The sequence below is a fragment of the Flavobacterium collinsii genome (assembly GCF_902804485.1).
In the GTDB taxonomy this organism is placed as follows: domain Bacteria; phylum Bacteroidota; class Bacteroidia; order Flavobacteriales; family Flavobacteriaceae; genus Flavobacterium; species Flavobacterium collinsii.
In genome coordinates this window covers 162,071-177,811 of the sequence record NZ_CADCST010000085.1, presented here as the reverse complement: position 1 = coordinate 177,811, position 15,741 = coordinate 162,071, and the positions used below count along the sequence as shown (strand labels likewise).

12 protein-coding genes, 1 pseudogene and 1 riboswitch are annotated in these 15,741 nt (G+C 37.6%); of the genes and pseudogenes, 6 read left to right on the top strand and 7 right to left on the bottom strand.

Annotation, left to right across the window (positions count from 1 at the left end; translation table 11 throughout):
* Positions 1-8: 8 nt before the first annotated feature.
* From FLA105534_RS12585 to FLA105534_RS12575, 3 genes are all read right to left on the bottom strand, one after another.
* Positions 9-1,220, bottom strand: a complete 1,212-nt coding sequence (locus tag FLA105534_RS12585; protein WP_173966470.1) for a cell surface protein — start codon at positions 1,218-1,220, stop codon at positions 9-11.
* A gap of 111 nt (positions 1,221-1,331) precedes the next feature.
* A complete protein-coding gene (locus FLA105534_RS12580; RefSeq protein WP_173966469.1) occupies positions 1,332-2,477 on the bottom strand; it encodes a YncE family protein in 1,146 nt (381 codons plus the stop codon).
* Positions 2,474-4,522 (bottom strand): TonB-dependent receptor, encoded by a 2,049-nt coding sequence (locus FLA105534_RS12575; protein WP_173966468.1) that lies wholly within the window; start codon positions 4,520-4,522, stop codon positions 2,474-2,476. The genes FLA105534_RS12580 and FLA105534_RS12575 overlap by 4 nt, the downstream gene beginning before the upstream one ends.
* A 115-nt stretch (positions 4,523-4,637) precedes the next feature.
* Positions 4,638-4,837, bottom strand: a riboswitch (cobalamin riboswitch).
* A 442-nt stretch (positions 4,838-5,279) separates the two neighbouring features.
* Between FLA105534_RS12575 and FLA105534_RS12570 the strand changes: the two genes are divergently transcribed.
* From FLA105534_RS12570 to FLA105534_RS12550, 5 genes are all read left to right on the top strand, one after another.
* The gene (locus FLA105534_RS12570) at positions 5,280-6,263 is read left to right on the top strand and encodes a beta-ketoacyl-ACP synthase III (RefSeq protein WP_173966467.1); all 984 of its coding nucleotides are present in this window, start codon (positions 5,280-5,282) and stop codon (positions 6,261-6,263) included.
* A gap of 443 nt (positions 6,264-6,706) precedes the next feature.
* Complete coding sequence (locus tag FLA105534_RS12565; RefSeq protein ID WP_173966466.1) at positions 6,707-7,618, top strand: hypothetical protein; 912 nt, start codon at positions 6,707-6,709, stop codon at positions 7,616-7,618.
* Between the two features lie 276 nt (positions 7,619-7,894).
* Positions 7,895-8,461, top strand: a complete 567-nt coding sequence (locus FLA105534_RS12560; protein WP_173966465.1) for an REP-associated tyrosine transposase — start codon at positions 7,895-7,897, stop codon at positions 8,459-8,461.
* 60 nt (positions 8,462-8,521) lie between these two features.
* The gene (locus FLA105534_RS12555) at positions 8,522-8,968 is read left to right on the top strand and encodes a hypothetical protein (RefSeq protein WP_173966464.1); all 447 of its coding nucleotides are present in this window, start codon (positions 8,522-8,524) and stop codon (positions 8,966-8,968) included.
* A 4-nt stretch (positions 8,969-8,972) separates the two neighbouring features.
* Positions 8,973-9,581, top strand: coding sequence for a hypothetical protein (locus tag FLA105534_RS12550; RefSeq protein ID WP_173966463.1), 609 nt, complete (start codon positions 8,973-8,975; stop codon positions 9,579-9,581).
* 664 nt (positions 9,582-10,245) lie between these two features.
* On the opposite strand, the gene FLA105534_RS12545 is transcribed toward FLA105534_RS12550, so the two are convergent.
* The 4 genes and pseudogenes from FLA105534_RS12545 to FLA105534_RS12530 form a co-directional block, all read right to left on the bottom strand.
* A complete protein-coding gene (locus tag FLA105534_RS12545; RefSeq protein ID WP_173966462.1) occupies positions 10,246-10,536 on the bottom strand; it encodes a hypothetical protein in 291 nt (96 codons plus the stop codon).
* Between the two features lie 106 nt (positions 10,537-10,642).
* Positions 10,643-11,048, bottom strand: a pseudogene (locus tag FLA105534_RS12540) (helix-turn-helix domain-containing protein).
* Between the two features lie 362 nt (positions 11,049-11,410).
* On the bottom strand, positions 11,411-12,769 hold the full coding sequence (locus FLA105534_RS12535) for an amidohydrolase (RefSeq protein WP_173966461.1): 1,359 nt from the start codon (positions 12,767-12,769) through the stop codon (positions 11,411-11,413).
* 95 nt (positions 12,770-12,864) lie between these two features.
* Positions 12,865-13,737, bottom strand: coding sequence for a helix-turn-helix domain-containing protein (locus FLA105534_RS12530; RefSeq protein ID WP_173966460.1), 873 nt, complete (start codon positions 13,735-13,737; stop codon positions 12,865-12,867).
* 574 nt (positions 13,738-14,311) lie between these two features.
* Between FLA105534_RS12530 and FLA105534_RS12525 the strand changes: the two genes are divergently transcribed.
* On the top strand, positions 14,312-15,514 hold the full coding sequence (locus tag FLA105534_RS12525) for a glycoside hydrolase family 88 protein (RefSeq protein ID WP_173966459.1): 1,203 nt from the start codon (positions 14,312-14,314) through the stop codon (positions 15,512-15,514).
* The last annotated feature ends 227 nt before the right edge of the window (positions 15,515-15,741 follow it).

Here is a 15,741-nt window from a genome sequence, read left to right as displayed (position 1 = left end):
AAATTCTATTATTTAAGGTACAGGTCAAAAGCTCCGGCCACATCTGTAGAAACTTCTCCCAGCCAGCCAGCTTCCTGATTGATTGCGGTATGTATTTTAACAAAGTCGATTCCGGGAAGTTTTACATATTTTCCGTTTTTGTCTACAGCCCATGAAATATCAATATTAGACCCTTCATCGCCATTTGGTGCATTATCAGCATAACCAAAATCAAAACCTTTGCCTACCCAATAACTTCCTGTACCACTTTGATCGTAATAATTGTCTTTAATTTTGGTTCCTTTGAGCGTATAGGAAGCCTCTGTAATCCATAGTGGGTAATAGCTTTGTTCATGAAATCCATTTTTAGTTTTGTATCCTGAACTTCCCTGATTGTCTTCCCATTTAATGTACTGTACATCCGTTTGCCAAAAGTCCTGACCTGCTACGGGCTGTTTGTTAGGATCCGGTTTCAAATAGGTGATACTGTAATTCTTCACAGTCGTATTTTTAAAATACTCACTTCCGGCTATTTCGTACCATTCGTCTTCATCGGGTTTTCCATTTTTATTTTTATCGTAAGCCACCTGAATAATTCCGGGTTCGCAAGATCCTGAACGCCCTTCAGCAGCATCGTTAGCCCAAAAAGCATTTCCCAGAACTTTGAAATCGCGGCCATTCATATTTGGAATCGTATGGTCGAAACCAAATACAACATAACCTCCAAACCCTCCTAAAGAAATCATTGATGCGTTTGAACCTACAAGTGATTTCTTAGCGGCATTAATCAGATTACTTTCGGTATTTCCGGTTGCATACAGCGGAAGTTCGTTAGTAAACTGACCTACTCCGGGACGAAAATCGAACACATTAGAAATGTACTTGCTATAATTCCCGGTCTCTTTTGTTACATTGATAGAAGATTGATATGTTTTTACAACTCCATTGGTCTCCACCTTTAAGGTTAAGGGATAGTTCTTTAAATACGGACTAATAAAATCCAGCTGAAGGCTTTCTGAAATTACCGAATCTTTAATGCTCCAGGTTAATTTTGAATTAACGGGCATTTTCAAATCAATATTCAGCACTTTAAAACGGTCAATGGTATAGGACTCTTTTAATGCTTCTCCCTGATTTTGATTTCCAGAATCATCTTCCCGATCAGTTCCGCAGGAAATAAATCCCAGTAGGAGGGTTAATACTAGCGTACTCTTTAAAAGTGCAAAAGGGACTCTTTTCATATTTTTTTATTTTTATTCTTTAATGACACATGATTGCTGAGGTACAACAAAATAAATTTCCAGTGAGCGTAACATCTAATTCTTCACTCTTCACTCTTCACTCTTCACTCTTCACTTTTTAGTTATAAAAGCAATATGAGCAGGAATATTTCCGGCTGTAGTCTTCCATTTTAATTTTCCTTCAGGAGTAAAACAGTAGATATAACCTGTTACCACATAATTTTGGGCATCGGTGACATATACTTCTTTTGTTTCGGGATTTACCTGCAAGCCATAAGGAATCATGATCTGTTTGTCGGTACCATCCGTAATGATTTTATTATTTATGACTTTTTTGGTCTTTGTATCTAATATTCCATAGGAAACTTTATTGCTATTGGTGAGATAACTCCATGAAACACTGTAGTAATAAAGCAAATCATCGACGAGACATGTTGCCGAAACCGGAATATCAAGCTGCATTTTCTTCTCGTCTGTTTTTGTATCGATCACAAAAAGATTAGAAGGAGTGTTGTAATAATCGCCTCTGGAACTTACGTAGATATCTCCCCTGCTGTCTACCTGCATGCTGTGGAGATTGATCCCCACATCTATTTTTTTTATTTCGGTAAAAGTTTCAAGATCGATTACCGATACAGTTCTGTCATAATTAGGCACTCGGTAACCTCCTGAATTGGCTACATACAATTTTCCGTTATGTACCACCATTTGTTCCGGCTGATAACCAACGGTCACTTTGCGTTTTATTTCTAATGAAGTCGTATCTATTTCTGCTACAAATCCAATTTCGGCATTTGGATCAATGGCAACGGGACCTGAATACGAACTTACGTAGGCTTTGTTTTTGTAAAAAGCAACATACCTGCAATTCGGAATGTCTATTTTTTTGATTCGTTTTGCGGACCATTTGTCGATTACCTCCACCTTATTGGAACAGTTGATAACCGCATACACTTTATTCCCGTAAATTTTTATATCGTTTCCCACATCGCCCAGTTCTTTTACCACTGTGGGATTGCGTTCGGAGTAAATATCGGTAGTATAATTTCCGGTTCTGTAATTGAACACATCAATACTGGCACGGTTCATTCCCATATTACCTTCGTTCAAAAGATAGAATCCTTCAATGTTGCCATCCCCTCTCGGTGCTGCAACACTTTTATCCGAAGACGGAAAAACAGTTTCTTCTTCTCTACAGGAAACCAAAAGAAGGGCAACAAATAAACTAAGCAGGAATCGGGTACTTCTCTTTTTCATAGTGCAATACTGATTATAAATTTTAAAGTACGGCCCGGCATCGGATAGTTATAAATCACTTCGTACTGCTGATTTAGGGCATTGTTCAATTCGATTGTTCCTTTTACTTTATACTGATGAAAGGAGAACATTTTCTGAACCGCCAAATCATGTGTGTACCAAGGCTCCACTTCATTAATTTTGATATTGTTTACATTTCCGTTGTAGCGTTTTCCTACATATATAAAGCTATAGTTAAAATTCCATGACTTATAATCTGCATTTAATATTCCGGATCCGCTGTGCCACGGTGTGTAAGGAATCTGATCTCCGTAAGAGGACAATTCCAAACCGGCAAACTTGGTGTAATCTCTGCTCTCTGAATACGTATAGGTTAAATGAGTAGCCAGATTTACTTTGCCGAAATGCATTTTCATATCCACAGCCGACTCTATTCCTTTTCCTTTAACCTGCCCGATATTGGTCATCATCCAACGGAATAAATTTCCGGTTGGAGCGGCAATTATTTTATCTTTTGTATTGGTATAATATCCATCAACCTGAAGAGAAAACTGATCCAGGAAACCTTTCTCCACCGGTATGTTGTAGGTAAATCCAACATCGTACTGATTCATGTATTCGGGTCTTAAGGTACTGGAACCGACCATCGTATAATACAAATCATTAAAAGTGGGCATTCGGAACATACGTTTCGCAAAAGCTCTTACATTAAAATCGTAGTCTTTAAAGGGTGTATAACCCAAAAATATGGCCGGAGTAAATTCTGTTTTATCGGGAGCTTTGGCATTGTAACGCACTTCTTCCTGCACGTGCGTTCCCACAACGCTGCCCAGAACTTTAAAGCCATTCAATCTGTAGGAACTTGCCAGCACAAACAAAGCGGTGTAGCGCTCCGGATAAGAGAACAGGGTCTTTATCCCTTTTCGGGTTGCATTAAGCCGGTTGTATTGAAAATCAGTCGACAACGAAACGTCCCAAGTGGGTAGAATCTTGTACAGATTGACTGCTGAGAAATAATATTCCTGCTGGTAATAACTATCGTCAGATTGAGCGCCTTCGGTAACCACTTCACCCAGTACACTGGTGGTGTCTCTGGCTACATAATGGGTATAATCATAGGCATATTTTGCCTTAGCCTGGAATTTATATCTTTCGCTAAGGTCTTTTATAAAAGTACCCTGTGCAAAAAAATTCTTGTCGTACTGTCTAAAACCATCCGAAAATTTGTTTTCTACAATAGCTCCCGGTGCTCCTCTTTCAGAACCGTAATAATATATTTTGGCATCCCAGGTACCGTTCTTCATTTTCCCGTACATACCAGACTCGAAACGGAATGCTTCTATATCACTATTGTGTCTCGTTGCTGAGGTATCGTAAGCCACAGTACCGTCGAGATTGTTTCTTTTGTATCTGAATTTGTATTCTCCGTTAGATTTTATGTATTCAGAACTGGCGCTCCAACTTACTTTATCACTTAATTTCTGCTCCAATCTAAAAGAAAGATCATTGTAATTGATAGACATGGTTTTATAACGCAGTAAGAAATTGGTCTTTTTGTTATTCTCAAAAACAGGCCGTTTGGTGCGCAAGTAAATAGTAGAAGCTGCTGCAAAGTCTTTAGCTGACTGAAATATTTCACTCTTCTGACCATTATACATGGTGAGCGATTCCATATCATCGAGGGAGTATTTTCCTAAATCCGTAACTCCGTTCTGTGCATTTCCTAACTGAATTCCGTCATAAAAAACACCCACGTGATGCGTTCCCATGTTACGTACATCCACCGTTTTAAGTCCGCCCAGACCACCATAGTCCTTGATTTGTACTCCGGCAAAATAACGAAGTGCATCGGCAACATTGTGGCTGGCCAAGTTTTCTAGCAATACTCCTGAGAGGCTTTGTACGGGAATCACTTCCTGATAAGGTTTTGCTTTTAACAGTACTTCTTTCAAAACCCTCAAACTGTCCTTAGTAGTCTGCGAGCGAAGTACGACGGGAGCTAACAATACGAAAAGAAATAAAAGTAATTTTCTGGTCTTACACATCACTGATTTAATTAAATAAACTTCGGAATGTGATCGTCAAAAAAGCAATAAGGCAGGATCCCATTAAAAAATAACAGGTCCGTTTATTGTTGTTCAACTTTATTCCACGAAAGTCTTAAACTATGTGATTCCGGCAGGTCTCCTGACTTGTTCCATCTTTAAACAGCCTTCTCATCCGCTGCGGCGGACAATGGCATTAGTAATGTTAAAGACTTTTACAGAACTTACAGTAGCGGGTCTGTTCAGGATTTACACCTGATTCCCTTTTAACTGTTTTCTCTAAAGAAAAAACAGACCTGAATCTGGGCGTAAAGATAGAATTATCTTTATAAAAACAAGAGTTAATTAATCCATATTACACTTTTGACAATGAATACGGTCAAATCTCATTCATTTATTAAAAGAATGCTATTTTTAACATTCTTCACTTTTCTAAACCTGACCGTAACAAAAAAACATTTTTGCGACCAATACTAAGTTCAGTTGGAATGCTTTTTTATAAACGTTGAAGAACTGAGACAAAATCATTCGAAACAGGATTTGATTTTATTAATAATGAAGTGAAACAGAAATATTAAAAGTAAATTAACAAATCCCGAGATTTTTGCGTCTTTATATTTGTTAAATTGCGCCCCTGTAAATGAAGATGCCCCTCGTACTACATATTCTTCGAAAAACTCTTGTAAAATGGACTGGAGAAAGGTTTTGGGCCGAAAGTCAAAATTAAAAGAACACTAAAAGAGAAACAAAAAATTCAATGAATACAACAAAGGCTTCCATTATTGCTATTGGAGGATATGTACCGGAAACGGTTTTAAGCAATACTGATTTAGAAAAAAGAATAAATACAACAGATGAGTGGATTACCTCTCGAACAGGCATAAAAGAAAGAAGAATATTGGATGACCCTACACTGGCAACCTCAGATATGGCTTCTTTCGCCATTAAAGATTTAATAAAAAATTATGATATAAATCCTCTGGATATTGATTGTCTTATACTCGCAACATCAACACCCGACCATATTCTTACTCCCGCTGCCAGTTTGGTATGCGAAAAAGCAGGACTGAAAAGCGCCTGGGGATTTGACCTTAACGCTGCCTGCAGTGGCTTTTTATATGCACTTTCGGTAGGCGCAAGCTTTATTGAAAGCGGCAGATACAAAAATGTTGTCGTAGTTGGTGCCGATAAAATGAGTTCGATCGTGAACTATGAAGACCGAAACAGCTGTATTTTATTTGGCGACGGCGCGGGTGCTGTACTTTTACAACCTACTACAGACGGTCGTGGTATTCATCAAAACATTTTCAGAACAGACGGAACAGGTGCTGAATTCCTTTCTGTACGTGCCGGAGGTTCTCTTTTGTCAACAACTGAAGAAACCATTCAAAACAAACAGCACTTTGTACATCAGGAAGGAAGAACTGTTTTTAAACATGCTGTGAGAAACATGAGCGGTACGTCTAAAGAACTAATGGAAAAAGCTTCATTGACTCCGGATATGATAGACTGGGTAATCCCACATCAGGCTAATTTAAGAATCATTCAGGCAGTAAGTGAAGAAATTGGTATTGGTATTGAGAAATTTAAAGTAAATATTCAAAAATACGGTAACACTACAGCAGCAACGATTCCGCTATGTCTTTGGGATTTCAAAAAAGATTTTAAAAAAGGAGATAACATTGTTATTACAGCTTTTGGAGCAGGATTCTCCTGGGGCAGTATGTACATCAAATGGTAAATATTATATAAAAAACATTACACTATATCCTTATGATGAGGTATCACCTGTCATAAGTTCAAAATCGATTTCAAACAAAAAACAATCAGTACAAAATATGTACTGATTGTTTTTTTTTATACTTATCCGAACATAAACCTGACTTCATAACTCCTCAGACAGTCACTAGAATAACTCGAAAATGTTTTTCGTTTCACTAAAGAATCCCTCCTGTACCCTCCTACCTGGCCCCTAACCTCTGTAATATACCCATACAATTTTAACTTCTTTGATTATAGTTCACACTGCAACCTCAAAAGACTTCGCCAAAAACAATCCTGTAGTGAAATGTTAAAATTCATCACATCTCCAAAAAATCACCGAAATCAGGTATTGCTATTCAGTTAAAATTAGGCTATTATTGCACTTGAATAAGTTTTAACTTACGAAAAAATTCAAAAACTATGTCAAGGAAAAACACCGATATGTACTTCACCAGCCTGGTAGCTGACTCGGCCAACCAGGCATTTTTTGCTGGTCATCTGTACATCGAAGGCAGCGAGCCGAGCATTACCCGCGTCATGATTTACCGCGACGCCCAGTGGTTTCACCTCTATGACCTCGACGAAATCGCCTACACTTGCGAAGGCCGTGCTCCCAGCCCCGGCAAGCCCCGAGGCGATTTGTGTTTCTTGGGGCGTCGCGGCCTGTTTCGCCAGAATTCTCGTGGACAACAGCCAATGGACAGCTACCTGAAACCCAAGGTGGGCTACTTTTACTGCCTCAAGGAAATTGCTGGCAGCCTGTACGCAACCGGTACCCAGAATCAACTGTTTCGCTACGACGGGAGTCAGTGGCACGAGCAGGACCAAGGTATTTTCGCGCCCCTTGTCGACCAGGTGAACCGTACCTTCAACGCCCTCGATGGTTTTGGCGCAGACGACATCTACGCAGTCGGCTTTCGTGGCCAGATTTGTCATTGGGATGGGCAGCATTGGCGCGAATTGCAATCGCCCACAAACCTACCACTCAATGCGGTACTTTGTGCCCCGGACGGCCAGGTGTACATCAGTGGCTCGGGTGGCACGCTGTTCCGCGGAAGTGCGGTCACCGGATGGCAAGACATTGGTGAAAACAGCTTGAGCGATCGGACTTTCGAGTCGCTGGCATATTTCCAAGAGCGCCTATACATTGCTGCTGGCCAGAAGCTGCTGACCTTCGATGGCGTGTTGTTGCAGGAGTGCCAGATTCCTATGACAGGTGAGACTCCGTATTTCGTCTCCCTGGACGCTGCACCCGACGCCCTGTGGACGGCCGGCAATGACTGTCTGCTGTGCTTTGATGGCAGCACCTGGGTTCGCCATGTCTGCCCCTGACAGCGGAACTGTCAAGGCGTCCAGATGAAGCTAATCAGTGTACCGGCATGACCACCGCTTATGCACAGGGGAGGTTGCAAGATGGCTATGAAACTTGCTCCATTTTAATCATTCCGGATCAAATAAATTAATATTCTCGCTGCGCAAAATGTAGCTGCTGTGCGAAGGTCTCCAACTTCGCTTGGACAAAGATAATCCCGGCTACCGCACGAATCCTTTCGTGTGGAAGTATGTAAGGTCTAGGTCTAGTTTTTATGCAGATTTAATAAATTAAAAATGAGTAGAAATTACAAATTTTATAATCCAGAAGGTCTATACTTCATAAGCTTTGCCGTTGTAGGCTGGCTAGATGTATTTACAAGAAACGAGTATAAGGATTTATTTTTAGAAAGTTTAGAATATTGTCAAAAAAACAAAGGTTTAGAAATTCATGCATGGTGCATTATGACTAGTCATGTGCATCTGGTTTTTAGAAGTGTAAAAGGTCAAAATCCAGAATTGTTGATAGGGGATTTAAAGAGATTCACCAGTCAGTCTATAGTAAAAAGCATACTAGAGAATCCAAGAGAAAGCAGAAAAGAATTCTTGCTGGACTTCTTCAAAAAAGAAGCAGAAAAAAGCTCTAATGTAAAGCACTATCAATTTTGGCGACACGATAACAAACCGATAGAACTTTGGAGCAACAATGTTATTCAACAAAAAATAGATTATATACACGCTAATCCTGTAGAAGAAGGATTAGTTTATAGAGCGGAAGATTATGTATATAGCAGTGCCATCGATTATTCAGGAGAAAAAGGACTTGTTGATGATGTGATTGTCTTTAGAAAGTTTGATATTTAAGTAGAAGCGTACCACACGAAAGGATTCGTGCGGTAGCGGGGGAAATATTCTAATCATTATATGTATTTTCAAGAAGTAGAGGGGGATCTAGATTTTGAAGGAAAGACTCTATCACCAAGCATTTCAAAAGAAAATATGATATTTACCATACAATTAAATAAAGATATTGAGAATCCTTCAATTATTAATGAAGCTGAAACTACCGGTCATGAAGTATTTCTACATTTGTTACAGGATTTAGACGATCTTGTATCAGCATTTAATAAGGGAGGACGAGGCGAGGCAGATATGGTTAATACACAGCAGTTTATGGACAATAAAGGCGGATATAAGGATCACCGGGCTGTAAAAGAAGATAAACAGGGTAGAGCAAAAAAATATTTTGAATATATTTCTCAACTAAAAACAGTTCTTAATCCATCTGAAGTTCAGAAATTAGTTAATAAAGAAGTCAAAAAAACGTATAAAGTAGGAGTGGAAGATACACCACCAAGAAAAAAGAAATAATAAAATGAATAAAATAGCTTTAAAATTTAGTTTTGTAATTATATTTCTGATTACATTTTCTTTTTTCTGTTGTAATAAAAATGTTAATACGATCGAAAAAGATGTGTATTATAAATTATATTCGAAAAATGACAGTCTGATTGGATATTCTATTAGGAAATATGAGTTTAAAAAAGATACAATTATTGAAAAATATCTAGCAATAAACTTAAAAGGGGAGAAAAATAATGCTTATATGAATGATTTTTATAAAAAAGGAGAAGATCTCTTTATTTTCTCTAATATAGAAAATGATAAAAGTAACTACTTGTATTTCTCTCCAACCTTAAGAGACACTTGTTATTTTGTGGATAGAAAGCTAGATAATTTTTATTTATGCACTAAAGGGAGGATAAATTTCAAGAAGTATAAAAATGTTTATAAGGTTTATTATGATGAAAGAGGTTATGACTCAAGGAAAGAAACCTTAATACTTGATAAAGATTATACTGTAATAGCTAGATTTGAAGATTGTTATGGTTATAAAAAAGAGATAATTATGGAGAATAATCAAATTAACAGGAATTTCAAACTTAAATTTCAAAAAGCAAAAGAGAAAATTTTGTGGTGGTAGAAAACCCCGATTACTCGGATATATCTCCCCTCGCTCCCGCACGAATCCGGTAGTGTTTCAGAGTTAGTGATATAAGATTTTTTATTTCTAACATATTGAAATAGAGTGAATATTAACTATAAATAATTTAAAGATGAGCAGTACTGCTCATCTTTTTTGTTTTAATACTGTCTTAAAAGAACTAAAATGAGTAAAAATGACACTTCGTGTTCCAGAGTTAGTGATGATATAAATTGACAGACCCAGTGGATCTGTTTGCTTTTAAAATCAATTACAACAAACAGCCGGGCAACTCGCAGGTTCAGGCCTTGTACAACGGAAATATTTCAGAAACCTATTGAAAGACCAATATTGATCTTACCAAGCCCTCGCTCCCGCACGAATCCTTTCGTGTGGTGGAAAGCACATCGACAAAGAATAAAGCAGAAAACCTCGCCAGCTGGCGAGGTTTTCTGTTTTTTAAGTTTGTGTAATTAAGCTTTTTTTTCTGTATAAATACCAAACTTAAAGTTGAATCAAAACCTAAAATGTTCCTGACATTTATGCAGAAAAAACAACTATAGCCCTTACGCTGATTGAGCAAATAAAAAATTTACCTAGTACGCTGGCAGGAGCGTCGGATTTGCCGAGAGGTCTTGAAAACCCAGTGCCCAAAGTGTATTTTTTATAAATTAATTGTTGAAGCTCTAAAATAGATTGAATAAACAACACATATTGAAAATACTGCTAAACCAACATATAACCCATTAAGAGAACCGTTACCTTTAATAATCCATAAACCTAAGAATAGAATTAATCCAATTATATTAAATAGAAAAGAAAGTAAATTAACCATTACTTTATGCACTATTTTACCAGATTTAGAATTATAAAATTTTATTATATCTCTTGATAGGTCTTTCCGATTTTGATAAAGGCCAAAAAAAATCATAGTTATAAGACTTAAATATTCCATAGTTTATTATTTGAGATTAATTATATAGTTTATTTTAGTGAAAATACATTTTTAGCGAAAGAGTTTTACTTCTATATTGATGAGAATATGGTAATATTTCTACAAACTATTTATCTTTTAGAAATTTTTCCAGATATTCCACTTTTTCCTTTTCAGCGTGAACCAAACGTTCGTAAAGTTTGATTTGTTGCTCATGGGCTTCAATCAATTTATCTAACGGATTAAATGTCCATCCATAATGTACCGCAGATGAATTATCCACGTGATAAGTATTACCGATAATATTTAGAACAGCTTCTTCTGAAAAATTCTTTATCGCTTCCACACTTACTCCCAAAGCTTTTGCGATCTAAATTAGTTTTTCTTCTTCTATCGTTCGCTGTTTCCATAATAGAAATAGCTTGTTGATTGGTTCCTAAAGCCTGCGCTAATGCTTATTGCTTCATGTCTTTCAGTTCACGAATACGGCTAATTTTTCGCCCTATGTGATTTGGTTTTGTTACTGTGCTCATAGCTCAAAGATAATAATTACGAATAAAAAAGTACATTTTATGTGAGATACATAATTTAGTCTTGTACCTTACAGATAAAATTAGCTTCTAATAAGGTATTGCTACTTTACCTGTCTGCTAAACAAAAATACAATTTTTCATACAATTACAACTATTACTCCAAATCTAATTCCGATCTGGAGTTCTCCTTCACTACTAATAAATGATGTTCCTATCCATTCCGGATCAAATAAATCAGAATTTCTTCTTCGAGCTCTTTTGTTAAATTCTCAGCTTCCAGTTTGCACTGAAAGAATTTTTTGAACTTTTTCCAGTATTTTTCCACCTTCAATTTACTATCACAGTGGTCATCACAAATTAATTTAAATCTGTCCTGCTATCATTTTCCCCTTAAAAAACACCCCTTCTCTTTTTGGTAGGCGGGCAACTGCTTCGGCTGAACAGCTTGCTTTTACCAAAATAAAGTGGGCATCATTCCCCGCTGCAGGCCATACGCGTACACCTGCATCGTTAAGCGGCAACACCTCGTTTGTAGTGGCAATATGCAAAGCACGGCTCAAATTGTACTCGTCAGTCCAGCCATAAAGCTGTGCGCATAATTTTGCTTTCTCCAGCATATCGCAGGTTCCAAAAGGCATCCAGTGGTCTACAATACTGTCAGTACCCGTCATCAGTTTCACGCCATACTTCTTTAAAGTCGGAATGGGCATGATGGTTTTTCCGATCGGCACTGTCGAAATAACTCCAATTCCAAGAGCTCCCATCTTTTCGGCTATTCCCTCCAAATCTTTCGGATCCATTCTGGCCAATGCAAAACCATGACTGATATAGGTTTTTCCTTGTAATTGTTTGTTCTCTTCGGTTCTTTTAATGATGTATTCTATAGCCGATTTCCCTGAAGGAGGCGATTCGTGCAAATGAATATCGATTCCTTTATTATTGTCTATTGCAATCTGAAACATGGTATCAAGCGATTTCTCCATATTTCCGTCAACCGTTGTAGGATCAAGTCCGCCAATAAAATCCACGCCCATTTTTGCGGCTTCTCTCAGTAAGGGTTCGGATTGTGAATATAAAATTCCATGCTGTGGAAAAGCCACAATCTCCCATCCAAAACTGTCTTTATTATTATCTAAAGCCTTCAACAAATGCTCCAGACTTCTTAATCCGCTTACAGGATCAATATTACACTGACAACGGGCAAAATAGCTCCCCTGACTTTTCATCAACTGAATAGCCTGCTCTGCTTTATATTGAGAATCAACAAGCAGTTCCGGAATTATTTTTTGCTCCAGCGTAATCATGTCTTTTACCGTAAATCCTTTTCTGGGAGCAGCATTCCATTTTCCACCGTAAAAGGTTTTATCGATATGTATGTGCATGTCACGCAATCCCGGAAGCATCAAAAGACCTTTGGCATCTACTTTTTTTAGTTTACCATCAGGTTTATCGGTTGTAATATTTTTAATTTTTCCATCCGCTATATGCACATTGTACAAATTGGTTTTGGTAGCAATTACTTCTTTTTTTTCATTGTACTCAAACCCATCTTCCAGTCTTACATTGGTTAAAATATATTCCTTCGCACCAGCGGTAATATACTCCGGTTCCTCAATTGAATGCGCCATTGCAGTACCGCCTATTCCGGAAAACAAGGCAGCTCCAGTTGCTGCAGCTCCCATTCTTAAAAACTGTTTTCGATTTATCGTATTGTCGCTCATTGGTTAATAGTGTGAATATTCCCGGGAAACTAATCCTCAAAAAATAATGGTGAACTGCAAAATTCACCTAATTTTTTAAAACTAAAACAGGAAGATTAATGATAAGAATGGTACAGATTATAATTTTCTTTAAAATCGGTTGGAGTTTTACCTATATATTTTTTGAATACTTTGGCAAAATAGCCATTATCATTAAACCCCAACTGGTAAGCAATCTCTTTTACAGATAAGTCAGTACTAATCAACAATCGTTTGGCTTCAAGAATGGTTCTTTCTTTAATAACATCACCAGCCGATTTGTTCAGGAATTTTTGGGAGAGAATATTCAGATAATTAGAGGTCACATTCAACTCTCCGGCGTAAAAATTCACGGAGAATTCTGTTGTAAAGTGATCTTCAATCAGTGTCTTGAACTTTTTTATAATTTTTTCTGATTTGGCCGCAACATCATGATCTGGAAATTGCAAAACGTACTCTTTTTGCAATACTTTAAACAGCAGATGCAATCTCAACAGCACTATTTCTTTGGTCAATAGATCGTCTTTAAGCAAATCTGATTCGATTTCTTCCAGCTGACTTTTGATTATCTGAAATCCATTCTTATCCAAGGAAAGACAGAAGGGTGAACTCTGTCCGAAAAAAGGTAGCTGCGACAAATTAGAAAAAACGGTCATAATCGCAGGCGAAATCATCAGCTGGAAACCATTCGTATTGACATCAAGCGACCAATTATGAACCTGTCCGGCTCCCACAAAATGAATCTGATAATCTTCTACCCTCGTTTGTTTAAAATCTACACTATGAAATCCGGAGCCGTTCTCTACTATAAAAACAAGGTAGAAATCGTGTTTATGAGGCTGCTCGAATTCGTTACGCCCTTTTACACTGTGCCGAAACAAGGTAATACCAAACGTTTGCTCGCCAAGTATATTTAAAACAGACAAAGTTGGAATTGCATTTTTACTCAAAGGAATCGACAGTGTTGGTTAGATCTTTTCAAAATTATGTAATTAATCCATTAGGTAACCTGTTGTGCTAAATTATTTGCTACTCATTCTTTTCTGTGATAATTGTTCTAACACATAGAAACACAGATCATGTAACTTAAAATAAGACGTTTCACTTTAAATAAAAGACATAGCTCTATGTGAAAGAAATGTATTTCTTTTTGACATTCTTTTTAAGCTATAAAAAACTATGTTTCTATGTGTTGAATCATTTTTTCACGCAGATTGCTCCACCTGTTCGCTATTCCCCGGGTTAGCAGATTTTTGCTAATCATTTTAATCCTCTAATCTGTGGCTATTACTTCAGCACCTATAAACTTATTTTTTATGGCTTTCACAAAATTCAAAATGACATTTTTACTCAGTCTCCTAAACTGAGCTGCTCGAAACCTTCATTAATTCTATAAAAACAGGCCGTTTACACAAATTTGAAAGTTTTATGATAAAAACTGAAAGACGATTTTGAATCTCAAATCTAACTTCGCTTCATCAAAGCATTAGAACAAACAGATTATAAATCTAAAAAGAGTAAACAATGAAAAAAAAACTTAGCCTATTAGTAGCAATCTCTGCTATTACCATAAACTCGTTTGCAAATCTCAAACAAGAAGATCCTTCTTTGGTTTGGTTTAAAAAAACAACCGAAACCATTCGCTTCCAATTAAACAAAGCGACACAGACTTACAAACCGGGAAAAAATCCGCGTTCTGTAAATCCCGACGGAACTGTGAGATTAGCCGGTTTAACAGACTGGACTACCGGTTTTTTTCCCGGAAGTTTGTGGTACGGCTACGAACTCACCGGAGATAAAGTTTTGGCTGAAGAGGCTCAAAAGTTTACGCTTGCTTTAGATTCCATCCGAAATATAAAAAACACACATGATGTAGGTTTTATGCTGTACTGTTCTTATGGAAATGCTTACAGAATTACCGGTGACAAGACTTACCTTCCGGCACTGGCTGACGGGGCAGCAAATCTTTATGCCCGTTTTAGTCCCACAGTAGGAGCCATTCGTTCTTGGGATTTCGAGTGGTTGCATTACCCTGTGATTATCGATAATATGATGAACCTTGAATATTTGTATTGGAGTGCCAGCGCCTTTAACAAACCGGAATACGCCACCGCAGCCAATACTCACGCGTTTACCACCATAAAAAACCATTTTAGAAAAGATTTCAGCTCTTACCATTTGGTTGATTATGATCCGAAAACAGGTAAGGTATTGCGTAAAGGAACACATCAGGGCGTTACTGATGATTCGGCTTGGGCACGAGGTCAAGCTTGGGGATTGTACGGATATACGATGTGTTATGCTAATACCAAAAACCCGAAATTTTTACAACAGGCCGAAAATATTGCCGCTTTCCTTATGAATCATCCGCGTATGCCAAAGGACAAAATACCAGTTTGGGATTTTGACGTACACAACGCACTGGACACTGCTGAGCTTGCTCCCAGAGACGCTTCGGCAGCAGCCGTAATCGCTTCAGCATTGCTTGATTTGAGTACTCAGGTTAAGGATGGAAAAAAATACGCCAACTATGCCGAAGAAATTTTAAAATCTTTATCGTCTGATGCTTACCTCGCAAAACCGGGTGAAAACAATTATTTTTTACTGAAACACAGCGTAGGTGCCTTTTTATACAATTCAGAAATTGACACGCCTCTCGATTATGCCGATTACTATTATCTAGAAGCTTTGAAAAGATACGCATCTCTTAAAAAAATAGAAATCTAAAAGTAAACAGTTTATGCAATACGCTGTCTGCGAAAAGAAATAAAACAGGAAGTTCTTTACTTTAGAAATTACAAAAAAATACGCGCCCGAACAATTAACAGTTTGCCGAAAAATACTCGTGGCAGTATTTTCTTAGCGTAATTCCTAACCTAATAACTTCACTACAAGCCCGCAAAACCTCCGATTCTAACCGTCGGAAGTTTTGCGGGTTAGTTGCTAAGAATACA

Coding starts and splice junctions, on each gene's coding strand:
- FLA105534_RS12585 (WP_173966470.1), bottom strand. CDS start 1,220: ATGAAAAGAGTCCCTTTTGCACTTTTAAAGAGTACGCTAGTATTAACC.
- FLA105534_RS12580 (WP_173966469.1), bottom strand. CDS start 2,477: ATGAAAAAGAGAAGTACCCGATTCCTGCTTAGTTTATTTGTTGCCCTT.
- FLA105534_RS12575 (WP_173966468.1), bottom strand. CDS start 4,522: ATGTGTAAGACCAGAAAATTACTTTTATTTCTTTTCGTATTGTTAGCT.
- FLA105534_RS12570 (WP_173966467.1), top strand. CDS start 5,280: ATGAATACAACAAAGGCTTCCATTATTGCTATTGGAGGATATGTACCG.
- FLA105534_RS12565 (WP_173966466.1), top strand. CDS start 6,707: ATGTCAAGGAAAAACACCGATATGTACTTCACCAGCCTGGTAGCTGAC.
- FLA105534_RS12560 (WP_173966465.1), top strand. CDS start 7,895: ATGAGTAGAAATTACAAATTTTATAATCCAGAAGGTCTATACTTCATA.
- FLA105534_RS12555 (WP_173966464.1), top strand. CDS start 8,522: ATGTATTTTCAAGAAGTAGAGGGGGATCTAGATTTTGAAGGAAAGACT.
- FLA105534_RS12550 (WP_173966463.1), top strand. CDS start 8,973: ATGAATAAAATAGCTTTAAAATTTAGTTTTGTAATTATATTTCTGATT.
- FLA105534_RS12545 (WP_173966462.1), bottom strand. CDS start 10,536: ATGGAATATTTAAGTCTTATAACTATGATTTTTTTTGGCCTTTATCAA.
- FLA105534_RS12535 (WP_173966461.1), bottom strand. CDS start 12,769: ATGAGCGACAATACGATAAATCGAAAACAGTTTTTAAGAATGGGAGCT.
- FLA105534_RS12525 (WP_173966459.1), top strand. CDS start 14,312: ATGAAAAAAAAACTTAGCCTATTAGTAGCAATCTCTGCTATTACCATA.